Here is a 25,911-nt window from a genome sequence, read left to right as displayed (position 1 = left end):
CGGCGAACAGGCTCATGTTTTTGGGCCTGCTGCTGTTAAGGGAGCTTTTTTTGCGAACGTAATCGGCGGCGTTACGTCTCAAAAACAAAAGGAAATCAGATTTAACGTAACTACAAGTCGATATTGGGGGTAAAACAGTCACAAAGGCACTTGTTTAGCACAATAACGATACTAGAATCTTAGCGGCTCAATTTAGCCGCAAATAGCGATATCACGTTTCGTTAGAGATCATTTATATGGCTTCCTCAACAGCCTGATTTATCTCTGCCTTTCAGCTAATCTTCTTCAGATCGATTTTCCGTCTCCCGGCGCTTTTCGTTGTTACCGGGCTTGCACAGGGCGGCACGGCTGACTTCATCAACAACGCTGCGAGCGCGAAGATGAATGCGCCGTTTATGGAGCTGTTCGTGCGTGGAATTTTATGTAATACGCTTGTCTGTCTCGCGGTTTGGTGTTCGATGAAGCTGAAGGAAGAGGTCGCGAAGCTGGTCATGATTTTTTGGTGCCTGTTCGCCTTTATCACCTCCGGGTTTGAGCACAGCGTGGCGAATATGACGCTACTGTCGGTCTCGCTGTTCATCCCGCATCCAGAGACGGTTTCATGGGCAGGACTGGCCGCAAATTTGATTCCGGTCACGCTTGGCAACATGGTTGGCGGCATTTTGTTTGTAGGAAATGCTTATTGGTATATTGCGAAGGATTGAGAAGGAGTGGAAGTTTAGTTGTTTTAGAATAAAAGTAGAAAACACGGTTAAGCAGCCTGTCGTCGCTTGAATGAAGTAGCGATGGGCGGCTTTTTTTGTATTAAAATGTGCTTAGCGTGGTTTTTCCGAAATGCTGGCGGTACCCCTAGTTTAACATATACCTAGTTAGGGAGAGAAAGTCATACGTGAAAAATATGAACGTCAAATAGGGCCGTAGCGGACGGACTGGGGCCCGTGTATGATGAAAGAGATTAGTATAGCTGACGACCATGATATCAAGTTCTTGTCATCCGACAGGAACGTCAACATTTTAACGAAAAAAAGCTAAGCGAATCGTGTTCATGAAAAAGCCGGTTTCTCCTACTCTAAGGATGAATCGGCTTCACTTTTTCCAGATCATGTTGATCAGTGGATATCACCGCGATTATCGATAGTCAAAATTTCGAAAACAATCGATGATTGTTACGATCCAATGGATACGGGCTAATTTATTTGCCTCTCAGATCTAAAACTGCGTATAATATCAATTATACGCAGTTTTTTTGTAGCTATTTAGGCAGCATAATCAAGGGAGAAATGCGTAATGAACTGGACACGAGATGATTTGCAGGCCATGTACGAGCAGCCGCTTGAAGCCTTTCGATTGTGGATGGACAATGCGGGGTATACGTATTATACGAAGAAAAATTATATGGGAGATGTTCGTCAATTTTTGCTCACTTTGGACGGCAAGCCTGCCGAAGAAGCGACGAAGTTCCAAGTGCTTTCATTTCTTGCGAAGGTGAAGGCGTCCGGTGTGAGTGATGCGACGCGTAATCGCAAGCATTGTGCAGTAACAAGCTTTTATAAAGCGCTAAATGAGTTTGAGCTGGCAGATGTGAACCCGGCTGCCGGGGTGAAAAAATCAAAGACAGAAATGAACCGTGCACCTGTATTTATGAACCCAGAGCAGCTCCGCCAGCTTCTCGTTCGAACAGAAGGAAAGTATCGTGATCGTAATCTGGCGATTCTCATGCTGATGGGATATGCGGGTCTTCGTGTTGGCGAGGTTCATCGTCTGAATGTATCGGATTATTATCCGGAACGGCATTCCATTGAAGTATTGGGCAAAGGGAGAAAGTGGAGAACGATTCCCCTGCCTGCGGTGGTTGCTGCTCAGCTGGACATTGCGCTTGCGGAGCGACTCACGCCTTGGAGGGAAGGTGAGGATGCCTTCTTCATTTCCCAGAAGGGTCAGCGTCTGTCAATTCGCAATATTCAATACATTGCAGAGCAGGCTTTTTGTAAGCTGCAATCGGATCAGGAACGGAGACCGCATGGAGGAAGAGGGCGATCGTATTCCTGCCATAAGCTGCGCCACTCCTTCGCTACCATGCTGCTGCAGAGCGGTACTGATATACGAACCGTGCAGGAAATGCTTGGACATGCTTCCATTCAAACGACAACGGTATACACCCATGTAACCGATCGACAAAAAGAAGAAGCTGTGACTCGCTTGCAGGCATTTTTATCATGAGTCGAAAAATGATGCAAGAACGTATACAATTAGGAAGGGAAACGTATAACGAACCTGCCCCCACTACAAACTATATGGTATCAGGGAAAAGAGGAGGGGTTGAATGAATGCAATCAAGACGAAGCTGCAAGCCTTATTGCGCAATAAGCGGCTTGTTCAGACGCTCAAGATAGCCTTTCCTTTAGCCGTCATTATCTTTGTCTTTATTCAAGGAAAGAAGGAATTATCCAGGTTTTCACTACGGGAATCGCTGCATGCCATCCGTTTAATATCGAGTGAGTATTTTACGGGACTCATTGTATTAGGAGGACTGGCGGTTGCAACTATGTTTTTCTATGACCGCCTGCTGCTACGTTCGATTAAGGCACCTGTTCCTATTGGCAAAACATTTCGAGTTTCTTGGATTGCAAATACCTTTAACGGCATTGTTGGATTCGGAGGTATTGCTGGGGTAGGAATTCGTACCGTTCTATACCGTCCATTTACAGGGGATGCGGGTAAATTGCTGCTGGCGATCGCTTGGATGGCGCCTTCCATGATTAGCGGATTATCATTGCTAGGTATCTTAGTGCTGCTGCACGTGTTCCCTGCAGGTGAGCTGCTTGCAGCCAAGGGATGGCTATGGATCGTTCTTGTCGGGGTGGCCTTATTCTTTCCTGCGTATTTACTTTTCTCGCGCTGGAAGGGAAGAGCGAACGCGAACGCCAAGCTGACATTTGGCTATACGGTTGTGTCATTTATTGAATGGCTCGCTGCAGGTTCGGTGGCCTATGTAATCTTATTTATGCTGAAGGCAGATGTCTCCTATGCTGAAGTAATCGGTGTATTTACAGTGAGCGCCATCGCCGGTCTGATCAGTATGGTCCCAGGGGGATTCGGGACTTTCGACATCACATACTTAATTGGCCTGCAGGCGCTAGGGGTTGCAGACAGCACGGTATTTACCGCATTGCTTCTCTATCGGATCGTATACTACTTTATTCCCTTTACGCTGGGGTTAATCTTTGCGGCCTTCGAGTTCGGCGGTGTTGCCGTCAAGAAGTTCGAGGATCATCCTACGTTAGGATCGTATATAGAGTCAGGAAGCATTCTATGGTTCGTACAGAGGTCGATATGGAGCTCTTTGTCTGCATGGTCAGTTGTGATTCTGCTGTTCATGACCTCTTTGTTTTTATTTACATACACGTTTACAGAGCCATCCTGGGAATCATCCATGTTCGTTCTGCCCTTGTTCCATGGTTCCATATTTCCAATAGTGAACGGTATCTTATTAGGTGCAAGCCTTTTGATGCTGCTGCAATTGAAGGGGCTATTTGAAAGAACGATTCGGGCGTATGTGATGACTTTAGCCTCTCTCGCCATTTGTACGCTGCTTACATTCCTGTTAGGGACAACGATTCGCCATACGCTGTGGCTTTGCGGAATGCTGCTGTTCTTATTTCTAATTCGCTCACAGTTCACGCGATATCGGTTCCCATTAACGAAGAGCACCATTTTCTTCACCAGCTTATTCGGGACGCTTCTCATGCTTCTGTACATGATGATGGGATACATGTTGGCTGAGTACCATGAAAAGTCAGCAGATGCAGCGACATATACTTTGGGCTACGTTCAATTTACGACGACATTAATTACGGGGCTTCTCGTAGCGGGAGTTATGTATGCAATTGGAGTACTGATGTTCGAGCGGCATTTAAAGAAGCCGCTTGGAAGAGATTGGCGCGCAGATGATCAAGCCATCTTAACTGGCATTAATGGCTGGATGTATCACAATGTAGCGGACAAGCGTGTCTTCTCTGTCAATGGCGGCAAAATCCGCTTCCCATTCATTATTAAGGGCCGCCGGGTCATTATGCTTGGAATGCCTCGATTAGAACGAATGAAGGCTAAGGAGCATGACGCCTTGCACTCTTTATATGAGCACGCTGATCGTTTTGGGCTTGATATTGTGTTCTATCAAGCAGGGATTGAGGGTATGCCGCTGCTCCATGATTATGGGAATGACTTTTTCAAGGTAGGAGAAATTGCCCGTTATGAGCTGGCTGAACCTGTAACTGGCCCGCCTCTTCATCGCTATGAGCTGATTCCATTCCCTTTGCCAGAACCATTGGTTCAGCAAGTTATGGAGTCAGCTAAAATGTGGGAAGAAGTGACTCCGGGATATCTTGATACGATTCATCAAATGTTAATCGTCCCTGATCCTACGCTGCAGTTAGTACGCTTATTGGATGAAGCAGATGGGGATCGACTGCTCGGCTACATCGTCCTTCGGATTGATTACACAGCGGAGATGATAATGATTGGCGATATTCGTTCCTGCCACGGCTTATGTCAGCCGGAACAGGATGAGGTGCTGAAGCAGCTGCGCGACATTATCGTTTGGTTAGGACAACATCATGATTGCAAGCAACTTGCGAGTGGATTATTGCCGCTTTCGCATGTTGAATCGGATCGTGCGCCATATTTATGGTCTGAACGGACAGCGGTAGCAATCTTCCGCAGGATTCGTGAGCTGTATCCGATGAATAACTATAGAAGAGTATGGTTGTCTTTATTTGATGTTACGTGGGAGCCGCAGTATATTGCATTCCGCAAGCAGCGTCATATGAATTGGACAGTGTGGCGCGTAACACGGATTATTCGCCGATTGCGGCAATAGTGTGACACGAATCATGCGAAAATGATTAGAATTTATGAAAATTGCAGAAAAAAGGTGAAAAGGCTTGGAGGCTGCTCCAGGCCTTTTTTATTGTAAAAAACCGCTTACAGCTCAGCTTTTCGACCATATCCGTCTGTGGGACGTGAAGTCCAGTTCTGCTAAAATAGTGGTGTTTCAGAATAGGAACGGATTTCAACAAAGTCTTATCATCAGAAGGTGGTTCCTTATGCTTGGATTTGCAATTCTATTAGGGTTCAACATTGCAGGTGTGTGGCTGCACAATTTGCTTCATCTCCCGCTGCCCGGCAACGTGCTTGGCTTGGTGCTGTTCCTGATTGCACTCGGCATGAAGTGGGTGAAGCTGGAGTGGGTAGAGAATTCCGCTCAATTCCTGCTTGATCATATGCTGTTATTCTTCATCCCGTATGTTGTCGGCATTATGGCGTTCTTGCCCATACTAAGTGCGCATTGGGTGAGTATTTCGGTAGGCATTATTGGCAGTACGCTTGTCGTACTATGGATGACCGGCTTCGTGGCATCGAAGATGGAGAAGCCCTCGTCAGAAGCTGATACGGTAACAGTGAGAAAGGGGGATGCTACATGAACGTATTATCGTGGACACAGCAGCCTTTGTTTGGAATAGCGGCAACGATCGTTGTGTATGCATTGTCTCGCGTTCTGCACGTTCGCTTCAAATGGATGCATCCGATCGTATTTTGCTCGGTAGTGCTAATCGGCTTCCTCGTCATCGGAAACATTCCGCTTCAAGATTATAAAAATGGGGCAGATATTTTGGCTCTCATCCTTGGGCCAGCTACAATTGCACTCGGTGTACCGATTTATAAATATCGTGAGCTGGTTAAGAAACAGTTCGCTGCCATCTGCTTGTCGATTACATGCGGATCGCTTGTAGGGATAGTTAGTGTCGCGGCGATCATGATGAGCTTGGATGGTGCGAGAGAGGTGATGCTGAGCATGCTGCCGAAATCAGTCAGCTCACCAATCGCGGTTGAAATTTCGAAGTCGCTAGGCGCAATGCCTGAATTGTCCGCTGTATTTACGGTATTTACCGGTGTTGTAGGTGCATTGTTCGGAACGAGCTTCCTGCGCATGACCGGTATTCGCGGCGAAGTGCCCCTCGGCATTGCAATGGGAACAGCTGCACATGGATTCGGGACAGCAAAGAGTTTGGCGGATTCAGAGAAGCAAGGTACGTTTAGTGGTTTGGCAATGGGGTTAGCTGGACTAATTACATCCATTTTATTTACACCCATTTATATGTTCTTTATGTAATGCTTGTTATGCACATCACAGGCTAACAAGTAGGAGACGTCTATCGCACGTGCGGTAGGCGTTTTTTTGTTGGAACTGATTATATTAGTAGAACCAAAGCATTGAAGGGAACAACTTCACCCTATTCGTCTATATGACAAGGCTTATAAAAAGAGTTGAAACATTTTCGATTGCAGCACGTTGTTATTAGTAGGCGAAAAATCAAATATGCAGCCAACATATCGGGCTGTGCTGATGAATGATATTATACGTGAAGGAGATGATCCCTTGAAGGCGACAATTTGGGCATGGGGTATCCTCTTAGGCTTGAGCCTGCCATCACTCGCAGGTGCAGCAGGTACATATTCTGCCGAGAAGATATTTACCGATCCGCAGAGCGGGGCGGTCTATTATAATGTTGAACGGATCGACTTGGAGACGCGCGAGAAGCGTGTTGTTGTAAAGATGGCTGACGGCCAGTGGAAGAAATGGAACCCGAATATTAGGAGCATGCGGGTAGAAGAAGGTCAGCAACTACCTGTGCTCGATACTAATTTTGCCGATAGTGTGGAAGGCGGGATGCAGTATATTTATGATCCTGAGGATCAAGAAGTTGTGAAGGGGAAATTGTTCCGTTCCTCGCCTGACGGCAAATGGGGCATACATGAACGGTTATATTTTGAACCGACTGGTAAAGGAAATACGGGCAAGGTTCATAGTTATGTATTGCGTAATAATCAAACCGGGAAAACGAAGGAGTGGCTTCGCATGGATTATTCCATTGGAGCTACGTGGATTTCAGATAATCGAATCATCTATAGTCGCTTGAATGAAAAGTCAAACCAGGAGGAAATTGTGATCTACGATCCTGCTGCGGATAAGCTGGATCGTGTCGCTTTTGGTAACCTCCGCGGCGTTCAACCAGACAAGGGATACGTGGTGTATACATTGAACAAGCCAGATCGCCCTTTGTATGTTTTGGATTTGAAGAAGCGCGTATCCAAGCCCTTGAAGGATTGGGCAGCGGCTGAAGCTTATTTGCCGCACTCCGAGAACGCGAAGGATTCAACGATTGATTTGCCGTCGGATTTCGATCTGGACGCGCTGCCCGAGGAAAAAATGAAAATGAAGACGCAGTGCGATTACAAAGTGACGATTGATGGTACGACCGCGCGCGTGCCGTTTATATTTGAAGAGAAGCAGACTGCGAAAATTCCGGTTAAGCCGCTTGCGGAAGTGTATGGTTGGAAGCTAAGCAAGCTGGATAAGAAGGCCGCTGCCTTCCGATTTAAACTTGAGCATGGAAGTCGCTTAATCGAATTGAATCCCGCAAATAGTGTTCTGGAGGAAGGTATCTTATATATGACAACAGAGCAAATCAAACAGCTCGGGTATCGCTCCGTTAACGTTGCTTATGATCCAGAGCCATAAGAATAATAGCATAATGTTTTGGCCAATAGGGCATGCACATGCAGGCCCTGTTTTTGTGCCTGTATGGGGAGAATACTGGTAGTGACTGGAACAACTGTACGGATCTGGCCGATTCCAAGTCGAGGAAGAACTGGTAGAGATCCACGCCGACGTACTGCCGCCCGGCGCCCCGCGGATGATCTCGACCAGCGCCAGATGTAAGTAAGGCGGAATTCCGCCGGATCGATGTATCGGCCGAGCAGGTCGCCGCAGCAAACCGTAGTGCTGGCGACTATTCCAGCCAGCACGTCCGTGAGAGGCGTATAGAAGCCGCCTATCATGTTGTTCGGGGCGCACATAAAAATATGCGCCCGTACACCGGACTGTTGTCCAGTTTCGGGTTGTGCGGCGATGAAGCGCCCGGGGACGACTCAGCGGACAGAAGGCGGCAATTGGTTCGCGATCTCTGTTGGTATGTCCTCCGAGTCCCACGCAAGACTATTGCCGGGAATGGCGCCCTCGACTTCTTGGATCTTATTTTGCATGACCAACATCTGGTCGTCGGTCAGGTCGCCGATCCGAGTATTCACCGTAATGCCCTCGTGCGACAAAGCCGCAGCCACCGCGTTGGCGTATGCAACCGGGTTGTTTCCATCTGACGCGGGGGCGTATTTCTTGAATCCGTCCAGGATTGACAGATCCACGTAAGCCGGGCTGCGGAGCAGCAAGGCGATTGCGTTGAATCCATCACTCCACGTTGGGAAGATCAAGAAGTTGTGCCAGTTGAACTTACCGGGATACTGCCCGAAGTCGAGCCCGCCGGGTCGGCCTGTGATGTTACCGGGGTTGTTGTTGAGCCACGCGAAACTGCCTTCGTAGTTTCGCATATGCGGGCGTCCACGCGCGATTTCATCGGCGTGGATCACGTAATTGTAGATTTCCTTTCCGTGGCCCTGGTAATCGTTTGGATCGTGGGGATTCGAACCTGGGAACCAAAGGGCCCTCGGGATGTTCTGGTCAAGTGAGATGTTGCCATTCCAGTACCAAACATGGTCGCCTAGTTCGAGCGTCATTTTGCTGCACTCCTCTGTCGGTGTTCTATTGCTTACGGTAACTAAGACGTGTGGCAATGCACCGGTTTCGTGGGCATCCTCATAGATAGGAATTTGCTTTTTCTATTACTGCCCGTTAAACATAAAATTATTCCCAAAACCGTTACTTACCGGTTTTTTTATGAACGATAACCTGGCTGTTTCGTCAAAAAGGGCAGGCAAAAAACTCTCAGTCAAAATGTGCGCAGAACAAACAGGCCATGACAGGAATCCAAGTAACATGTCGTGAAAAATCCTCTAGCCCAATTCCCCAGTGAACCTATCTTAACCAGACCCTAAATGCGTTCTCACAAGGTGACAATTGGAAATATTCATCCTCATTCGGCAATGGACATAATTATCAAAATACTTGATGTCATGGTGCAATACAAAGGGGAGAGTTATCACATGTGGTGTCATTACCATGGGATCAAACTCCTTATCGTATTCGTGCTTGCTTATGTTCATATCCCGGAATGCCACTCTATGCGCAACTGTATACTGCAAATGAGTATTTCTCCGAGTCAAAAAGTCGACAAGTTTGGATTATAATCAAATTCGTGTTTTAAAAACTTCAAACAAACGTATTAATTGAATTATTTAATCAATTTGCTATGATAAGATAGGATGAAATATCCATAAAAGAGAGTTCACTTAGAAGAGAGAGGATGCTAGAGAATTGATGGCGTTATGATCCGATTTTATGTAAACGCTTTATTAAAAGATTAAAGGGAGTGAACTAATGAAGGCAATGAAATATGTACGTATACTGACGGCTACCTTCCTTCTTGCTTCGGTGCTCATGGCATCGTTTTGTTCGACCGTTGCTCAGATGAAGGGGAGTGAATACCCATTAAAAATGAATTACGCATTTTCAAATCCAATACTGACCAACCCGCTGCTTGGCACCACTCAATATGTCTTGAAAAATGGAAGCAGCCTGAAGATTGCGCATAAGTACAATAGCGGCAACGATATGTGGATTATGTTCGACCATGCCGGTGCGAATCACTTGTACGGGATGAAGGAGTGGAGGCTTAGTCCGAATGCGAACAAGGATACCAATGCGGATTTGGCTCGTCCTTCAGTGATTCTATGGCCTGATATATCGGACTGGATTGGACCGTACATCGTTGGTGCCAACCAGAATGGCAATGGAAAGGGTCAGGATTTCACTGGCGGCAATCATAATTATGATGGCGGTGAGAATAGCTCTACAACAGGAAGAACCGTTCGGTACAAAGTTTGGGTAGATGGGAAAGAGCTGCAAGATGGGATCGTTGCAACCGGAAACAAGATCAAAATCGAAGTTGTTAATCGAATTCAAGGCTTTAATACGAAGGAGCAGGATGGCAGCGGCCGTGAAATTTTGCAGGAAACCGTAACGTATGAGGTAGAAGGTGGAAAGGTACAAGTACATTTGGATATTTTGCCGCTCGAGGATATCACGCTTTATCGGTATTATGGTTTGCAATCTGTCAATGGGGCATGGAACAATGAGGTGCGCTACTATGCGGGGACAACAGAAGTAGCAAGAAGTGCAGGATCCAAGTACAGCGACTCTGGTACGAAGTCTCAGCATCCTGACGTTGATAAATACTTGGTTAGCTCAGCAGTGCAGGATGGAAGTCAGCATCAATTGCTTGTAACGCTTGATCGCAATTATGGGTTCGGACAGTTGCATTATCTTGCTGAAGATCAGCCGATTGTATTTACCCAGGATTATGGCAAGTCATACTTCCTGCAAGTCTATAATAAATCAGCGGTGTTGAAAAAAGGAGGGACTGCTTCATGGCAGGGCTCCTATCATTTTTTCTCTACATCGGATCAGGAGCACGATTAGGAAGCGGGATATGAGGGTAGCAATCGCTTCCTCGTGATCCATAATAACCATATTCATTCATTTGGTTCTGTATTATAATAGGTCGGTATGTAAAAAAAGCATCATCATCACGAATGAACATCATTGCAAAGGATGAGCGATCATGACTAATATTTCACTGGCTAAGGTGGAACGCCAGAGGGTTCAGCTTTCGCAAGGCGGGCTGTTGACATTTCTTCTAGTGGGGAAATTAATGCTGCTTCGTCACTTCGTCTATGATTCGGTAACCGCATCAGGCTTGCTGACAGATATGATTTCAATACTTGTTCTTGTCAGTTTCTTTGAAGCAGTATTGCCTCGACTAGTGAAGGGATCTATTTATTGGGTTTTTAATGGCATTTTCTCTATTATTATGTTCGCAGCGACGCTGTACCATATTCACTTTAATTCAGTTCCGACATTTACAGCGTTTAATGAAATGGGGCAAGTTCCCCAAATCAGCGGCAGCATCGGGCCGCTCATCAAGACCTCACATTTTTTGTTTTTTGTAGATATTGCAGTGGCATTGATTATCGTAGCAACGCGATGGTTGCTCCGCAGAAACTACTCGAAACAGAGATTCTGGATGGATTCGGCTCCTTTGCAGCGGTACATAGGTTGGAAGTGGAGAGTAGCAGCGGCTCTGCTTATGGTCGTCTGCATGAGCTACTCCTGGTTCGTAATAGACAAGGCCGAATCGATCAGCAATGAGAAAGTAAAGTCAGAGAAGATTGGCTATCTCAACTATCAAGCAGCAACAGCGTTGAAAATTATACGTGAGAATGAAATCATTGCGAACGGAAACCTGGATCAAACAAGATCGAAAATTAATGAGCTTCAAGCAACTTATCCTTATCGCAAATACAGCCAGCCGCTTGGTCAGCCGCATTATTTCGGTACTGCTCGTGGCGCCAATGTAGTTGTGGTTCAGCTAGAAGCCTTTCAAAATTTCCCGATCCAAGCCAAGCTGGAAGGACAGGAGATCACACCTGTGCTGAATGAGCTTTTGAAGAATAGCTACTATTTCTCGAATATATATCAGCAAATCGGCCAGGGGAATACATCGGATGCAGAATTCCTGTCCAATACGTCCATTTACCCGACAGGAACGGTTGCGATGTCTACGGGCTTTGGGATAAGAGAGCTGCCAAGCCTGCCTCGGCTCCTTCATGACTTGAATTATCAATCGGCGACGTTCCATGTCAATGACGTAACATTCTGGAACCGACATTTGCTTTATCCTGGTTTAGCATTCGATCATTACTACGATAAGCCATACTATACGAACGATTTCTTCAATGATTTTGGTGCTTCGGATGAAGAATTGTATCGGATCGGAGCAAAACAGATTCGGGACATGACGAAAAAGGATAAGCCCTTCTATGCTCAATTCGTTACAACATCCAGTCATGCTCCATTTCTTGTTCCGGACAAGCTGCGGAAGTTGAAGCTCCCAGCAGATATGGAGGGCTCGTATATAGGGAACTATCTAACGGCAATTAACTATACCGATTATGCGTTGGGTCAGTTTATCGAAGAGTTAAAGAAGCAAGGAGTCTGGGATCAAACAATGCTGGTCGTGTATGGCGATCATTTTGGCGTGAATCCGAATGAAGGAAGCGACGCAGATATATCTAAAAGATTGGGTGTTCCTTACTCGAATGAAGTGAGCCGCTTTAATATTCCGCTTATTATCCATGTGCCGAAACAAGCCGGGGGGAAAGTCATTGAACATATAGGCGGTCAGATTGATATTATGCCGACGATCGCCAACCTACTCGGTATATCGCTACAGGAGAAGCAATTTATCGCTTTTGGACGCGATATGCTGAACACCGATAATAACGTGGTTGGTATGCGTTATTATTTGCCTACGGGCTCATTTTTCAATAATGAGGTGATGTTCGTCCCAGGCGAGGGCTTTGAGGATGGTACGGCCATTTCGCTGAAAACCCTACAGCCTGTCCCGGTTCAAGAAGCGTATCGAAAGGATTACGACTATATTCTCTCTTTGATGAAGCTTTCAGACGAATATATTCAGCTGCTCCCGAAAAGATAACGCAAAATAATAATAGGATGAAGGGCTATCCGTTATGTAACGATGAACCCGACAGATTATGTTGCGGAAGCAGCCGTATCCGATGCAGCAGCAAAATTCATCTAGAAATGAAGGACAAGAAATAAGAACTCCAGTAAATAGCTGCAGTTCTACCGTAACCAAACGATTGTGGGAGAACTGCAGCTTACATATATATGTTCACGTTAAGTTGTGATTTAATTCACATACTATCATTAAATTCCATGATATAGTATAACCATAAAGAACAGGGAGTGATAATGATGAGAACATTCAAAACATTTGACACAACGGATCAAGTAACTCGCAACTTCCTTCAACTTTGCTATATGTGTGATGATAACGACCGCTGCACGACAGAAGAAGAGTGCAGACAATGCTGGGCAGACAAAGGACTTGCACCTGAACAAGAAAATGAAGAAACACGTGAATTACTGAATGCGTACTACGCATAACCATCAATGACTTTCATTTTGATTACTTTGTGAAAATAATAACTTACCATGGTTAGTTTTCCCTCCACCTTATATAATAGAAAGAGCGCCGCATACACATTGGCTGTATGCGGCGCTCTTTCGCTGTATCCGTATATTAGCTAGCACTCTTGGATAGTGTGGGTGCAGGCTTAGGCTTGACCGGCGCAATATTGCGATTTGCCAAGCTTGTGGCGATCATCCCGGCAATAATGATGAACATTCCGACGAGCGACCACCCTTGAGGGAATGAACCGTTGAGCAGCAGTACCTCGCCAAGCACGGTGAAGATAAGAATACCTGCTTGGGTAGATTCGACCCCGGCAAGCAGCACTGTGTTGTGCTTCGCCATATCGGTTGCCAAGAAGAACAGCAGGCTGGCGATTACGCCAGAGCTAATGGCAAGCAGCAAAGCTTGACCTAACTGGGAAGCGGATGGCAATCCAACCGTAGCGGTTCCATAAATGCCAAGCAGAATGGCAATAGGCATGCTGCCAAGCGCCATGCCGAGTGTGCGCTGGAAGGAATCCAGCTTACTGCCGCACAGCTCCATCATTTTACGGTTGCCAAGCGGATAGAAGGTGGCGCCGATAATAACAGGTATGAAACCAAGCAGCAATTCAGACAGTGTAACATTGCTCGCTTCAGACACTTGCATGAATGCTACACCGATAAGTATAATGACGGAAATACGCATGCTTTTGAATGGAATAGATTGTCGCACTTTTACCGGGCCATTCGGTGTCTGGCGAGTCTCATAGAACAGAGGAGACAAGCATGCGCCAATTAAGATCGTAATTTGCCACGTTCCTGATGTGAGCCAAGATGGTGCATAGACTGCCGCGAAGCTAAGCAGAGAATAGAACGCGACGCCGCACATGGAACCCCAAGTTAGCCAGTGCAAAGGATGCTTGCGCATTTCTCGGAAAAGCGGTGTAAGGTTTTTGCGAAATGCAACAATTGCCAGCAGGATTGGGATGGCAAGTAAAAAGCGCAGCGATGCGGTCCAAGCCCAGCTTGTCCCAGATAGGTTCATCGCGCGATTAATAATGAATGTGGATGAAAAAAACATGGATGCTAAAATGCCAACAAATATGGCTCTCATGATGCTCACCTTACCTCTACTTGAAAATCATTTTCAATTGTGTATCCAGTAAAGTATAATATACTATATTATATTTTAAGTAAAGTATATTGTAATAAATATTTTCGTGATGATTGTACACTATTCGTTTGAATTGGGGGAAACATTCGATGAATGAACACGAAACGAAGCAATTGATGCAATCGGTAGGAGCGAATTTGCGGAAGTTAAGAAAAGATAAGCAGCTCAGCTTAGAAGAATTAGCCGTTCTATCAGGGGTAAGCAAGCTTACTCTTGGGAATATCGAGCGTGGGGATACGAATCCGACAATCGGAATGATGTGGAAAATATCCCGGCACTTGTCCGTCCCGCTCATGACGCTGCTCATGCCCGATAAGTCGGTGCGGATTTCGCGCGCAGGCCACGGCCCTACCTATGAAAGCGAGTCAGGGCAGTGGATATTGGAGCCTGTATTTACGGACTTGCGCGAAAAGATGGAAATGCTGCGTGCACGGTTGAAGCCGAATTGTGTATACGAGCCAGAACCGAATCACCCATGGACTGTGGAAATTGCGACGGTTATGTCAGGCACGATCCGATTGACGATCGGGGAGGATACGTATACACTTCATCAATTTGACTCGATTCAATTTTCAGCTACCGAAACGCATATGTATGCCAATGTAGGGGATGAAGAGGCGGTCGTGCAATTTACGGTATTTTACTCGTAACATGCTGTTATTCATATAGGAGAAGACTGGAAAGGTAGGTGGAGATGATGCACCCACAATCACGTTGGTTGCTGGAAGTATATTATGACGGGTGGTGCCCGTTATGCACAGGAATACGCAAGCGGCTGGAGCGCTGGGATTGGCTGCATGTGCTGCAATTTTACTCCATACGCGAGCCCGAGGTAACAGAACGGATATCGGTATCCGTCGATCACTTGATATCCAGCATGCATGTCCGGGAGACGGGCAGCGGACGCATTCGCTCTGGCGTTGAGGCGGTGCATGCTCTCTGTATGCGAGTGCCCATACTCATGCTTATTAGTCCGTTTGTTTGGATTAGTATGAAGCTGGGAGTAGGAGAAAAGTTGTATACATACATCGCTTCAAGGCGCACCATTGTTCCCGCCGGGCAATGTAATCATGACAGTTGTGATATTCCTTTAAATGGGGAGCTACCAGTTAAACACAAGTAGATTCTAACGTCCTTATGTGCAGCTAGTGGGCGTTTTTGTGTTTGTGTTGTAATTTGCAGCCATATATAACTGCAATTGTTCATTTTTCTCGATCATAAGAAAAAAAGGAAGTGGGGAGTGAGAGCGAGCGTGACGAACCAGCGTCATCAAGGTACACAACGAAAGGGCACCAAAACTCGAAAGATACGCGGGTGGTTTCTTTTTTTTCTGCTTGCAGATATTCTCATTTTCAGTGGTTTCGCTATCATCTACAGCGAGTCAAAAGGGTGGGAAAGGGATATAAAACATGCGGTTGCGGTTCAAACGATAACTGCAGATACGAGCGGCATAGTTGCTATAAAGGGGGCACTGAAATCAAGCGCCCCTGCTCGAGATGATGATTTGACAGACTCTTATGCGATTCTCGTGAAGGAAGATCGCAATTGGTCATGTAATTCTCGCAAATGCAGGTATGTGGCTGTTATGACGTCAACGATTGGTGATGTCAACGGACTGTCGGTAAACGGTATCTCGCTTCAACCTTCTGTATTCCGACTGACAGGTCTGGAAGTGCCGCTGCTAGAAGGTTCGCTTCGTGATTCAGACCAAACAGTGGAGAATGGTAACATACTCGTTGTGAGCCAGAAGGAAACGGCACGGAGCTATGCAGGCGTGCGAAATGGCGAGGAGGTTACCGTTATTGGTGAGGCAGTGGACGGGCAACTAAAGCCGATGGCTTTTCCTGAAGGTACTGATTCCGTCCTGTATGCAGGTCTGGCTCCATATGCGCCGAAGGACATGCCTGAACGGATTGAAAGCGGGTATGTTGTTGGATCGTCATTGGAGGCGATTATTGAACATGAGCTGAATATGCAGAACAGTGTTATTTGGACACTGCTTATCGTTGGCTTGCTACTGCTGCCTGTAACGCTATTGTTCGCTCCGTGGCCGAGGTCACGAAGAAGCAGAGCAGGATGAAACGAAACCATCTTGTACTTATTAAAAAATGATTTGAAGATGCTATTGTGAACGAAATCGAAGATGGGTCAAAATTAGGGGGCTGGTTCGTGGTTCCGTGCATCCAAGGGATATTGAAAGATAAGACTGCATTAGGGAAATAGCGGAATTCCAAGTGTAAAAGGTGCACAATATGAGTGAACTACATGGTGCACCTTTCAAATGTTACTTTTGGATAGTTTGATTTATTTTTCCACATAGGCGAGCAAACTGGGTCAGCTCATCCTCGCTTAGTGCAATCCGAATATCGTCCATGATGCTATGCCGGGATTCTGCTGCTTTTTTAAGAAAGTCCAGCCCCGCCACGGTGATATCATGATACATGTACCTTCTATCGCTTTTGTCTCGAGTCTGGGTAATCATCTTTTTCTCAATCAGCTTCTTTGTCAGCTTTGAGATCGCTGACAGCGATGCATGGAACGCATCGGCAAGCTCTCGAGTTGTCCTTGGGCCGCTGGTATTAAGCAGATCAAGTATATTGTATTGGGCGGACGTGATTCCTTCCACGTTAAATCGATTATGCTCGGCTGCCAGTTTGCATTGGAGCATCGTAAATTCGGTTTCGAAGTCATATAATTGTCTTTCTGACAAGGAGAACCTTCCTTTCTATGTGCATATCTTCTATGGTCATATCTATTGTCAGCCCCGATGATGCATTTATCTGCATCTTGTAGTCTCGTGGACATCATCAGACCCATCGGGAGAAGCGTTGAGCTTATAAGTATGCTCCAATAATCGACTCTTTGCAGGTGCGGAGCTCATCCGGAGTTCCAAATGCGATAACGGATCCTCCAGCCTGTCCACCTCCGTGTCCGAGCTCGATCACCCAATCAGCATTTGCGATAAGTTGGGTATGGTGCTCGATGAGCAGAACCGAGTCCCCTCGATCGACAAGGCGATTCAATACTGCCAGCAGCTTACTCGTATCTTGATTGTGCAATCCTACTGATGGTTCATCCAATATGTACAGCGTATGACCGCTTCTGGCATTGGACAGCTCAGCAGCCAGCTTGACACGTTGAGCCTCACCGCCGGAAAAAGTACTGGATGGCTGGCCCATCCGCAAATACCCTAAGCCAATGTCGCATAAGCAATTCAGCTTAGCTACGATTTTCAGATTATCGCGGAATAGTTCCCTCGCCTGCTCGATACTTAACTGAAGCACATCAGCGATAGAGTGTCCGCGCCATTGCACAGATAGTATTTTCTCATGATAACGTTTGCCTTGGCAAGTCGGGCAGGCAATGAAACGATCGGCCATGAAGTGCATTTGAACTTTAATGCTGCCTGTGCCTTTGCATGATTCACATCTTCCTCCGGCTACATTGAAGGAGAAATCTGAGGCTTTTAATCGTAAGCCTTGTCGAGATGCAAGCTCCTTGAACCATTCCCGAATATCGTCAAAAACTTTTGTATACGTCGCTGCATTGGAACGGGATATTTTGCCCATTACTTGCTGATCTACAACAACGAGATGCTGGATATGCTCATGTCCGCTTATTCGATCTGATTTAGTCGATGTTAAACGGCAAGATTGAATTCGCGGGAGCAGCTCTTCTAATACGAGAGTGGATTTACCTGAGCCCGATACGCCTGCTATGACGGTAAGGACTCCTAGAGGAATATCTACCGTAATATGCTGCAAATTGTTCGAATGCGCATCACGGATCGTTAATACGCGATGCCAACTGCGAGCAGTTGACCGGTTCGTCTCCAAAGAACCCCGCAAGCTTCGTGCCGTCATCGATTCTGGATTCAGCATCAACTCATTGACCTTGCCTTGGAACATCAAATTTCCCCCAAGCTCTCCAGCACCTGGCCCAATGTCTACGACATAGTCCGCTTGTCGGATCACATCAATATCATGTTCGATGACGATTACCGTATTGCCTAGATCAGTTAGCTTGCGTATCGAACGCATCAGCTTGTCGGTATCCTGCGGGTGCAATCCTGCCGTAGGTTCATCAAGTATACAGATCATGCCGCTCAAGCTCGAATTCAGCAAGGAGGACAGCCGCATACGTTGCGCTTCGCCGCCAGACAGGCTAGAAAAGCTTCGATCCAGTGTTAGATAATCCAGTCCCGTATTCATGAGACTTTGCGTACGTTCCAGCAATTCTATCCAGATAGGATGAGCCGCTTCGATGTATCGCTCAGGCAGAGTAGAAGGCAAGTCTTCCAGCCAATTTAGCAGTTGCGTTAGAGACATGGACATAAGATGGTGGATCGGCGTGTTGTGCACCAGGACGTGAAGACTGGCGGGATTCAACCGCGATCCGTGACATGATCCGCATGGAACCGTTCGTAGGAAGCGTGTGAATTCCTGCTGTGATTCTTCGTCATCGTCACCCTCGTAATAGCGGCGCAGCAGGCTGTTCACGGCACCCTCATATTTACCCTGCTTCATATTGGATGGGGCAGGGGCGTCAGGGCGAAGTTCGCGAATGTGTTGGTCGTCCGTTCCGTACAGCAGCATGTGACGCACGATGTCCGGCAATTCGCCGATCGGCCGCTGAAGATCCTCTTCGAGCAAGGGAAGACGATAATATTTGGCTGCACGCAGGAGAAGCGGGGCAAAGTGCCACAGGAAGCCCTTTTTCCATACTTGAATGCCGCCATCTTGAATCGACAAGTCGGGACGTACAATTGCATCGAGAATGGGCTCTACTTGTTCGCCAAGACCGGTACACGTTGGGCACGCACCCAACTGCGAATTAAAGGAGAAGTGCGCCATCGTTATATTTTCTACTGGTTGTCCGCAGGAAGGGCAAGCATATTGTTCTTGATGCATGTGATTCTCTTCGGACATGCGAACAGGGGATGTTCGTATATCTGCATAGTTGAATATCGTATGGCAGTGCGGGCAAGCTCGTTCACCAATAGCGGTGTATAGAAGGCGAAGGTATGTATAAATTTCACTATACGTTCCGACAGTGGAGCGTCGGCTGAAGTTGTGATGATGTTGACTAACGCTGATGATTGGTGACAAGCCATAGATGTTGTCATAATCCGGACGCTGTACATCGTCCGCGGCATGTCCGGAAGCACTGACAAACTTGCGTTCCCCTTCTTGGACGAGGATGTTGAACAAAAGGGTGGATTTACCTGAGCCGGATACGCCCGATACAACAGACAATTGATTCCGTGGAAAGCGAACCGTGACATCCTTCAAGTTATGTTCCCGGGCTCCTTGGATGACGATCCAATCGGGTGATGATGCAGTCATGTTGATTTCACTCCTTAATAAATGGAATCAGGAAATAGTTGAATTGGGAAACTATTGTGTGCAGAAACTACTATAGTCCTGTTCGAACCCAATGTCAAATAGCGGCAACGGCAGGATATGAGATGAAGTTGCTGTGCCGATAGATCGTATATGAGAGGGGAAGAAAAAAGAAGAAGCCTGCTCGGCTGCATAAGCGAGCAAGCTCTGACCTTGATTGATCTTCATTTATTGCCTTACGGAATACGGAGCAGATTGATAGTAAAAGTTTGGATTCACGATCGAATTATCGTAGCTTTGGTGAAAAATAGGCGTTGACGCAGGCGACATCGGCGGAATCAACCAAGTCCAGTCACCCGTATAAGCCCGTTCGCAGCTCAGTTCCTGCTCCTGGAACCTGACGAATTGCTGCGCGGCAGTATGATGGTCTACGATGCTTACTCCCGCTTCTTTGAAGGAGTGAAGTACCGCTGCATTGAGCTCAACAAGTGCCCTGTCTTTCCATAGAGTTGTATTGGAAGCAGTAGAGAGTCCCATGTGCTCCGCAATCACGGGAAGCAGATTATATCGTGCTTCGTCGGCCAGATTGCGTGCGCCGATCTCAGTGCCCATGTACCAGCCGTTAAATGGCGCCGCAGGATAAGATATGCCGCCGATATCGAGACGCATGTCCGAGATAATCGGGACGGCGTACCAACGCAGCTGCAGCTCGGCGAACCAATCGAACTCCGAATGGACAAGAGGAACCTCCATTATGCAAGCTCGCGGGATATCGAAGAGCTGCGGCGGATTTGCTCCTGTCTGGATGATGAGCGGCAGTACGTCGAAGGGCGTTCTCTTTCCTTGCCACCCAAGCGATTGGCATATCTGAGTAAACGTAAGCGAGTGCGGATCCCCAATCATCCCTTGCTCCGTTTCATAGCCGGCATAGCGGATGAGCTGGTGATTCCATATGCGAACATGATGGGTTCCGTCTGGATGCGCCGGCGCGAAGATTGTGATGGTGGGACGTATTCGCCCTTCATTCGTCGCCGACTCGATATGATGGATGAGCGCATCAGCTACCTGCTTCCCTTCCGTTAAATGCCGCGCGTCAACCACGTGCAAGGATGACCAGAACAGGCGTCCAATACAGCGGTTACTGTTGCGCCAAGCCATCTTAGCTCCATGTGATAGCTCCTCTGCCGTATGCGAGTAAGTGCCCGTATGCAGAATGTCGGACTCTATCCGTGATAGGCGCTCATTAATGTCTGCAGGAGATTTACCGAGCTCTTGGTAGCATTGCCTAATAAATTTCGCAGCTTCTTCGAGAAGCCCTTGCTTCGCTTGTACATTCATCTTCCGATGTCCTTCCTTGCGGCTCTTGCCGTTATGTATCGGATTAACTATATCAGATTCCGGCGGATTGGTATGCATCGTTTAGGACGATGTCGATGAGATGTAACAATTTCGCCTGTTTCGGGTACGAAAAAAATCATGCTCCGATCATGAATGGTGACACACAAGCTGTCACCATTCGCGTGATATAATCAAAACAATACAGTTAAAATAATCCAGATAAGGTGAATCTCTTGAGAAAAATTGATCGATTAACCGCTATCATTATCGCCCTTCAGCAGCGTCCCGAAACGTCTCAGTCGCTTGCGGAAAAGTTTGAGGTATCCCGCCGCACCATAATCCGCGACATGCAGGCATTAGGAGAAATGGGTGTACCGTTGTATGCGACTGCGGGTTCAACCGGCGGCTATCGGTTGATGGAGGGGTACACGTTACAGCCGCTTCAATTAACGACAACAGAGGCATTAACGGTGCTCTTTGCCCTGCAAGGGATGACTCAGCTTCCCGACTCGCCTTTCAATCAAGAGCGCTGGACTGTAATGGACAAGCTGAAGCAGATTGTGTCCAGTGAGGTGCTGACAGAAGTGGAACCGATATTGGAGAGAATCGAGCTGTCGGTTCCAGCGAGGAATTATCGTGCTCCTCAATTAAAGCAGCTACTGGAGCATATTGCACAGCCGAAGCCAGTGTGGCTTCATGTGTACTATCGATCGCAGAAGCATGAGCGCTGGTTATATTTGCAGCCGAATCGCATTTATTCTGCGCACGGCTTCTGGTACTGTGACGCGTACTCCCCAACGCATGGAGAGGATCGAGCATTTCGAGTAGACCGGATGTCGCAGATAGCGGTTGTGGATGATGAGGTGTTCAGGGAACTGGAAGGTCAAAGTATTTCCAATAAGCAGACTATCTCCGATGGGGAGAAGGATACAGGCTCTATAAGGGTAAGGGCGAAACTAACATATCGCGGCATGCTGCTTGCGGAGCAGGATGAGCATATCGGGGAGTATGTCCATGATATAGGCGAAGATATGGGGGAGGTTGATTTTAGCTGTCCCCGATCTGAATGGGAGTGGGCTCAGCGTTTCTTTTATGGACTGGGACTGGATGCAGAGGTGCTGGAGCCTGACGAATTGCGCGCAGCCATTCATCAGCATGCAAGTCAGGTCAGCGAACGGTATGCCCGTACCATATAATACGAAATGGTATAACGGGTGAACGGATGTTGTTGATGCGTGTTGAGCATGTATAAGAAGGGAAGGAATAGAGTATGAATGCGAACCAGATTCAAAGTTATGAAGAGGCAGTTGAACTTATTCGCCATGTAGGCATATTGCCGCTGGCCAACCTCGCGCCGAATCATCCCTCGCTAGTCAGTGTGACGGAGAAGAAGCAATGGCACAGTGATACGGAGGCAGATCCGTGGCGCTGGCGAGTTCGATTTCCTGGGGATGGTGTTGCCGCTTATGGAAAGTTTTTCAAAAAGAAAGGAGTATTCATATCCATTGATTTAGTGCCACTTGTCAGGAACGCGATTGTTGGGAGCCTACGTACGGTGAGGGAGCGATATGAGGCGGGATTAATGTCGCCCGAAGCGAAGCTATTGTACGCCATCATCGCCGAACATCCAGGGATTGATACTAGGGTGCTCCGGATGAAGGCAGATATGAAATCTCCAGACCAGAAAAAGGTATTCGATAACGCGTTGAACGAGCTGCAGGGCAAAATGGACATCGTCATTTCAGGAGTGACGGAACGACGCAATGATGCAGGCGAAGTTAACGGCTGGAATAGCACGTCATATGAAACGATCGATCATTGGATGGAGCAATTAGGAATCGAAGCATTAACGATAAATGCTCATGAGGCGAGGCAGCAGCTTCAGGAAAGGCTTGCTAGTTCGGTGACTTCCGACGCGCTTGCGTACTTCACTAAGTTATTGCAGCCATGAATATTAACGTAATTAAATAAAGCGTTTCGTCCATCAGCGAAACCTTGAACGGCAATTCGTGTGAAAGAAAGAGGTCAATAAAGACCGGAAAATGAAATATATTAATCACATTAAATATAAATGGAGTTGATAAAATGTTGGATGTTGATAGTTTCATTCGTGCGCAGCGATTTGTTCACAAGAATGCGAGACTTTTGGATCGAAGACGGTTTGAATATCATTTTAACAAGGGGAGTAAGGAGGCGGTAATCCTTGCACTCAAGGGCTTCCAAAATGAAGATGGCGGATTCGGTCAAGCCTTAGAGCCAGATATTCGTTGTCCGCACAGCCAGCCTGTACCCACTGAAATGGCACTTTCGATCATGGGTGAAATCGATGAATATGATGCTGATATTTTAGCAGGAATAGGCCGATATTTGGAATCGATTTCGGTAACAAGTACGGGAGGATTCCCTTTAATTCTGATGTCGGCGAACGATTATCCCCATGCGCCATGGTGGACTGTATCCGATGACGGTTGCGCTTCCGTGAACCCCACGGGACATATTCTCGGCTATCTGATGAAGCAGCAGGCAGCTCCCGAAATTATGCAAAAAGGCTGGTTTAAGCAAGCTGAGCAGTTTATGTGGAGTCAACTGAAGACGGCAGAATGCGCTGACTATCACAGCAATATTCAGTATATTTCCTTTTTGGCAGCTCATCCGGATAGGGAAAGAGCGGGGGAGGCTTTACAGAAGGTTAACGATTGGCTGCGGCAGCCCGGCGTTATTGAACGTAATACGAAGGCAGAGGGGTATGTACATAAAGTGCTGGATTGGGCACCTATGCGCGAGAGCTATTGCGCTCAATTTATCGCAGATAACGAAATTGAAGAACATTTGATGGCATTAGTTGGTGAACAGCAGGAAGATGGAGGTTGGCCGATCAGCTGGCCTGCCGTGAGTACCGCTGGCGAGATGGAGTGGCGAGGGAGCGTGACCGTAAATCGGCTGTTGACGTTACGGTCATATGGTTGGTTGAACACGTGAATTGTAGTGGAAGGAAAGAACCTTACTGGATTAACGGTAAGGTTCTTTGCATGTTTGGAAAAAAATGTTGTGCAATCTATAATTATTCCCCTAAATTTAGAGCATATCTATTCATTTTTGTCGAAATATGACGATATATAGCTCGTTGGCATACTTTGTTCGGTCAGCTAATACGTAAGTGGTGCATATGAATTTGTATTCGTAATACGAATGACTCCCGTATGTAACCTGCGTACCAGTCAAAAGGGGGCTTATTTGGATGAAGCACAAAAGTTTAGTCATGAAGTCAGTCATCGGGATGACAATTTTGCTTGCTCTCATGTGCGTTGTATTTACGACGACTTCTTATTGGATGGAGCGGGGAATTTATAATGATGAGATGTTATCCCTTCACACTACGCTGACAAGGCAAATTGAAATTGAAAACGATGGTATTGCGAGCGCTGCAGGCAAGCTGAAGTCAATGGGAGCATCGCAATATTCCAATGACGAAAACATTGAGTGGATACGTGACAATTTGAACGTAATGGTTCGGGACAATTTTATTAACTATGTCTATTTGCTGTTTCCGGAAGTAACGGAAAAAGACGGGAAATCGTACATGAAGGTGCTGCAGGGAAGCCATGATTTTGAACAATTAGGCAACAAGCCTGGCAGCGATTATGAATTGAAGCCGGCCCTGTTTGAAGCGGTACGTACCATGGAGAAATCCGGAATCGGGTTCAGTGATGCGTATGAAGATCTTGGCGGAGAATGGATCACGGTCGTTAAGCCGATTCACAACGATAAAGGTGAGACGGTGGCCGTTTTTGCAGTAGATTTCAATAACAATAAGGTTAAGGCCGATCTGAATGGGATGCTGTGGAAAGCGATAGGCATCGGCACAGGGGTAGGAGCAGTGTTCATCATCATTATTGCCTTTTTGATCCGCCGATTAATAAGTCCGCTCAAGCAACTGTCGAAATTGTCGAAGCAAGTGGCAGGCGGGGATTTGACCGTGTCTATTCCCGTTCATTCCAAGGATGAGATTGGAGTGCTGGCAGACAGCTTCAATGTCATGATCGCTCAAATTAAGCACTTAATAACGAATGCGAAGACAACTGCTAATCATGTTGCCGAATCTTCTCATCATTTGACCATGATCGCGGAGCAAACAGCGCAGTCAAGCTATGAAATATCCGGATCGATCCAGGAAGTGGCTACCGGTTCCGAAACGCAGATGCAAGGTGCGGAAGAAAGTAAAGCGGCCATGGAAGAGATTGCAATTGGCATACAGCGAATAGCGGAATCCTCCTCGACTGTATCTGAACTTAGTCATGACGCTGCAGTATCGGTCGATCAAGGTAATCAGGTTGTACAGTTGACTATGCAGCAGATGGATCAGATTCGCAGCTCGGTTAACCGTTCCGTAGCCATTACGCAATCATTGGCGGATCAATCGGAGAAGATTGAGCATATCGTGAGCATTATCGGCAATGTAGCCGTGCAGACGAATTTGCTGGCGCTTAATGCTTCAATTGAAGCGGCGCGGGCAGGAGAGCATGGACGCGGCTTCGGGGTTGTGGCACAGGAGGTGCGCAAGCTGGCGGAGCAGACAAAGGTCTCCACGGAACAGATTGGCGAACTGCTGAACTCCGTTGTCATGCATACGAAGGAACTCGCTGAAGCGATGGGAGAAAGCGCGGAACAGGCAGAGCAAGGAACGCTTGTCGTTCAAGAGGCTGGTGCGCATTTCCAAGAAATCTGGAAGGCTGTGCAGCATGTCACGGAACAGATTCAAGAAGTATCCGCAGCAGCGGAGGAAATGTCGGCCGGCACTGAAGAGGTAGCTGCCACGCTTGATAACTTGGCTTCAATTGCTAAGGAATCATCGGGGAACACGCAAAGTGTAGCCGCTGCGTCCGAGGAACAATTGGCTATCGTAGAGGAAATATCAGATACAGCCACTCTATTGAATGGGAAAATGAAGGACTTACAAGCAGAAATGCTCAAGTTCACGATATAATACGACGAGAAGAATTCCT

General features: G+C 47.0%; 21 protein-coding genes. 16 read left to right on the top strand and 5 right to left on the bottom strand.

Features of this window, described 5'->3' with window-relative positions; all coding sequences use genetic code 11:
• The first annotated feature begins 260 nt into the window (after window positions 1–260).
• The 6 genes from NO352_RS11520 to NO352_RS11495 all read left to right on the top strand — a co-directional run bounded on the left by NO352_RS11520 (window position 261) and on the right by NO352_RS11495 (window position 7,582).
• A complete protein-coding gene (locus NO352_RS11520) occupies window positions 261–704 on the top strand; it encodes a formate/nitrite transporter family protein (protein WP_483311833.1) in 444 nt (147 codons plus the stop codon).
• 583 nt (window positions 705–1,287) lie between these two features.
• Window positions 1,288–2,220, top strand: a complete 933-nt coding sequence (locus tag NO352_RS11515) for a tyrosine-type recombinase/integrase (protein ID WP_005550000.1) — start codon at window positions 1,288–1,290, stop codon at window positions 2,218–2,220.
• 103 nt (window positions 2,221–2,323) lie between these two features.
• Window positions 2,324–4,879, top strand: coding sequence for a flippase-like domain-containing protein (locus NO352_RS11510; protein ID WP_289355719.1), 2,556 nt, complete (start codon window positions 2,324–2,326; stop codon window positions 4,877–4,879).
• 226 nt (window positions 4,880–5,105) lie between these two features.
• Window positions 5,106–5,483 (top strand): CidA/LrgA family protein, encoded by a 378-nt coding sequence (locus NO352_RS11505; RefSeq protein ID WP_163977583.1) that lies wholly within the window; start codon window positions 5,106–5,108, stop codon window positions 5,481–5,483.
• On the top strand, window positions 5,480–6,172 hold the full coding sequence (locus NO352_RS11500; protein ID WP_005550004.1) for an LrgB family protein: 693 nt from the start codon (window positions 5,480–5,482) through the stop codon (window positions 6,170–6,172). Before NO352_RS11505 ends, NO352_RS11500 begins: the two co-directional genes overlap by 4 nt.
• 267 nt (window positions 6,173–6,439) lie before the next feature.
• Window positions 6,440–7,582 (top strand): hypothetical protein, encoded by a 1,143-nt coding sequence (locus NO352_RS11495; protein ID WP_289355718.1) that lies wholly within the window; start codon window positions 6,440–6,442, stop codon window positions 7,580–7,582.
• 410 nt (window positions 7,583–7,992) lie between these two features.
• On the opposite strand, the gene NO352_RS11490 is transcribed toward NO352_RS11495, so the two are convergent.
• Window positions 7,993–8,634, bottom strand: a complete 642-nt coding sequence (locus NO352_RS11490; RefSeq protein WP_289355717.1) for a hypothetical protein — start codon at window positions 8,632–8,634, stop codon at window positions 7,993–7,995.
• A 760-nt stretch (window positions 8,635–9,394) separates the two neighbouring features.
• On the opposite strand from NO352_RS11490, the gene NO352_RS11485 reads away from it, so the two are divergent.
• The 3 genes from NO352_RS11485 to NO352_RS11475 all read left to right on the top strand — a co-directional run bounded on the left by NO352_RS11485 (window position 9,395) and on the right by NO352_RS11475 (window position 13,045).
• The gene (locus NO352_RS11485; RefSeq protein WP_289355716.1) at window positions 9,395–10,495 is read left to right on the top strand and encodes a hypothetical protein; all 1,101 of its coding nucleotides are present in this window, start codon (window positions 9,395–9,397) and stop codon (window positions 10,493–10,495) included.
• 142 nt (window positions 10,496–10,637) lie between these two features.
• On the top strand, window positions 10,638–12,572 hold the full coding sequence (locus NO352_RS11480; RefSeq protein ID WP_289355715.1) for an LTA synthase family protein: 1,935 nt from the start codon (window positions 10,638–10,640) through the stop codon (window positions 12,570–12,572).
• 281 nt (window positions 12,573–12,853) lie between these two features.
• On the top strand, window positions 12,854–13,045 hold the full coding sequence (locus tag NO352_RS11475; RefSeq protein ID WP_157267191.1) for a hypothetical protein: 192 nt from the start codon (window positions 12,854–12,856) through the stop codon (window positions 13,043–13,045).
• Between the two features lie 136 nt (window positions 13,046–13,181).
• On the opposite strand, the gene NO352_RS11470 is transcribed toward NO352_RS11475, so the two are convergent.
• Complete coding sequence (locus NO352_RS11470) at window positions 13,182–14,168, bottom strand: DMT family transporter (protein WP_268599861.1); 987 nt, start codon at window positions 14,166–14,168, stop codon at window positions 13,182–13,184.
• Window positions 14,169–14,317: 149 nt separating this feature from the next.
• Between NO352_RS11470 and NO352_RS11465 the strand changes: the two genes are divergently transcribed.
• From NO352_RS11465 to NO352_RS11455, 3 genes are all read left to right on the top strand, one after another.
• Window positions 14,318–14,878, top strand: coding sequence for a helix-turn-helix domain-containing protein (locus NO352_RS11465; protein ID WP_005550018.1), 561 nt, complete (start codon window positions 14,318–14,320; stop codon window positions 14,876–14,878).
• Between the two features lie 44 nt (window positions 14,879–14,922).
• Window positions 14,923–15,351 carry a thiol-disulfide oxidoreductase DCC family protein gene (locus tag NO352_RS11460; protein ID WP_289355714.1) on the top strand — a complete coding sequence of 143 codons (429 nt, stop codon included), beginning with the start codon at window positions 14,923–14,925 and terminating at the stop codon, window positions 15,349–15,351.
• Window positions 15,352–15,468: 117 nt separating this feature from the next.
• The gene (locus NO352_RS11455; protein WP_289355713.1) at window positions 15,469–16,308 is read left to right on the top strand and encodes a hypothetical protein; all 840 of its coding nucleotides are present in this window, start codon (window positions 15,469–15,471) and stop codon (window positions 16,306–16,308) included.
• Between the two features lie 204 nt (window positions 16,309–16,512).
• Here NO352_RS11455 and NO352_RS11450 read toward each other — a convergent pair whose 3' ends face one another.
• From NO352_RS11450 to NO352_RS11440, 3 genes are all read right to left on the bottom strand, one after another.
• The gene (locus tag NO352_RS11450) at window positions 16,513–16,938 is read right to left on the bottom strand and encodes a MarR family winged helix-turn-helix transcriptional regulator (protein WP_005550022.1); all 426 of its coding nucleotides are present in this window, start codon (window positions 16,936–16,938) and stop codon (window positions 16,513–16,515) included.
• Between the two features lie 124 nt (window positions 16,939–17,062).
• The gene (locus tag NO352_RS11445) at window positions 17,063–19,573 is read right to left on the bottom strand and encodes an excinuclease ABC subunit UvrA (RefSeq protein ID WP_289355712.1); all 2,511 of its coding nucleotides are present in this window, start codon (window positions 19,571–19,573) and stop codon (window positions 17,063–17,065) included.
• A 225-nt stretch (window positions 19,574–19,798) separates the two neighbouring features.
• Window positions 19,799–20,908 (bottom strand): nitric oxide synthase oxygenase, encoded by a 1,110-nt coding sequence (locus tag NO352_RS11440; RefSeq protein ID WP_268620579.1) that lies wholly within the window; start codon window positions 20,906–20,908, stop codon window positions 19,799–19,801.
• Window positions 20,909–21,141: 233 nt separating this feature from the next.
• Between NO352_RS11440 and NO352_RS11435 the strand changes: the two genes are divergently transcribed.
• The 4 genes from NO352_RS11435 to NO352_RS11420 all read left to right on the top strand — a co-directional run bounded on the left by NO352_RS11435 (window position 21,142) and on the right by NO352_RS11420 (window position 25,892).
• Complete coding sequence (locus NO352_RS11435) at window positions 21,142–22,104, top strand: helix-turn-helix transcriptional regulator (RefSeq protein WP_289355711.1); 963 nt, start codon at window positions 21,142–21,144, stop codon at window positions 22,102–22,104.
• Window positions 22,105–22,178: 74 nt separating this feature from the next.
• Window positions 22,179–22,859, top strand: coding sequence for an AlkZ-related protein (locus NO352_RS11430; protein ID WP_005550027.1), 681 nt, complete (start codon window positions 22,179–22,181; stop codon window positions 22,857–22,859).
• 134 nt (window positions 22,860–22,993) lie between these two features.
• Window positions 22,994–23,887, top strand: coding sequence for a hypothetical protein (locus NO352_RS11425; RefSeq protein WP_289355710.1), 894 nt, complete (start codon window positions 22,994–22,996; stop codon window positions 23,885–23,887).
• Window positions 23,888–24,146: 259 nt separating this feature from the next.
• Window positions 24,147–25,892, top strand: coding sequence for a methyl-accepting chemotaxis protein (locus tag NO352_RS11420; RefSeq protein ID WP_289355709.1), 1,746 nt, complete (start codon window positions 24,147–24,149; stop codon window positions 25,890–25,892).
• The last annotated feature ends 19 nt before the right edge of the window (window positions 25,893–25,911 follow it).

The sequence above is a fragment of the Paenibacillus sp. S-12 genome (assembly GCF_030363895.1).
GTDB classification, from domain to species: Bacteria; Bacillota; Bacilli; order Paenibacillales; family Paenibacillaceae; genus Paenibacillus_B; species Paenibacillus_B alvei.
The sequence above is the reverse complement of the archived record's forward strand: the minus strand, read 5'-3'. Positions and strand labels throughout refer to the sequence as shown.

What these genes read in the sequence shown, in the direction of transcription:
- NO352_RS11515 (WP_005550000.1), top strand. Translation starts at nt 1,288, where the DNA reads ATGAACTGGACACGAGATGATTTGCAGGCCATGTACGAGCAGCCGCTT.
- NO352_RS11510 (WP_289355719.1), top strand. Translation starts at nt 2,324, where the DNA reads ATGAATGCAATCAAGACGAAGCTGCAAGCCTTATTGCGCAATAAGCGG.
- NO352_RS11505 (WP_163977583.1), top strand. Translation starts at nt 5,106, where the DNA reads ATGCTTGGATTTGCAATTCTATTAGGGTTCAACATTGCAGGTGTGTGG.
- NO352_RS11500 (WP_005550004.1), top strand. Translation starts at nt 5,480, where the DNA reads ATGAACGTATTATCGTGGACACAGCAGCCTTTGTTTGGAATAGCGGCA.
- NO352_RS11490 (WP_289355717.1), bottom strand. Translation starts at nt 8,634, where the DNA reads ATGACGCTCGAACTAGGCGACCATGTTTGGTACTGGAATGGCAACATC.
- NO352_RS11485 (WP_289355716.1), top strand. Translation starts at nt 9,395, where the DNA reads ATGAAGGCAATGAAATATGTACGTATACTGACGGCTACCTTCCTTCTT.
- NO352_RS11480 (WP_289355715.1), top strand. Translation starts at nt 10,638, where the DNA reads ATGACTAATATTTCACTGGCTAAGGTGGAACGCCAGAGGGTTCAGCTT.
- NO352_RS11475 (WP_157267191.1), top strand. Translation starts at nt 12,854, where the DNA reads ATGAGAACATTCAAAACATTTGACACAACGGATCAAGTAACTCGCAAC.
- NO352_RS11470 (WP_268599861.1), bottom strand. Translation starts at nt 14,168, where the DNA reads ATGAGAGCCATATTTGTTGGCATTTTAGCATCCATGTTTTTTTCATCC.
- NO352_RS11465 (WP_005550018.1), top strand. Translation starts at nt 14,318, where the DNA reads ATGAATGAACACGAAACGAAGCAATTGATGCAATCGGTAGGAGCGAAT.
- NO352_RS11460 (WP_289355714.1), top strand. Translation starts at nt 14,923, where the DNA reads ATGATGCACCCACAATCACGTTGGTTGCTGGAAGTATATTATGACGGG.
- NO352_RS11445 (WP_289355712.1), bottom strand. Translation starts at nt 19,573, where the DNA reads ATGACTGCATCATCACCCGATTGGATCGTCATCCAAGGAGCCCGGGAA.
- NO352_RS11440 (WP_268620579.1), bottom strand. Translation starts at nt 20,908, where the DNA reads ATGAATGTACAAGCGAAGCAAGGGCTTCTCGAAGAAGCTGCGAAATTT.
- NO352_RS11430 (WP_005550027.1), top strand. Translation starts at nt 22,179, where the DNA reads ATGAATGCGAACCAGATTCAAAGTTATGAAGAGGCAGTTGAACTTATT.
- NO352_RS11425 (WP_289355710.1), top strand. Translation starts at nt 22,994, where the DNA reads ATGTTGGATGTTGATAGTTTCATTCGTGCGCAGCGATTTGTTCACAAG.
- NO352_RS11420 (WP_289355709.1), top strand. Translation starts at nt 24,147, where the DNA reads ATGAAGCACAAAAGTTTAGTCATGAAGTCAGTCATCGGGATGACAATT.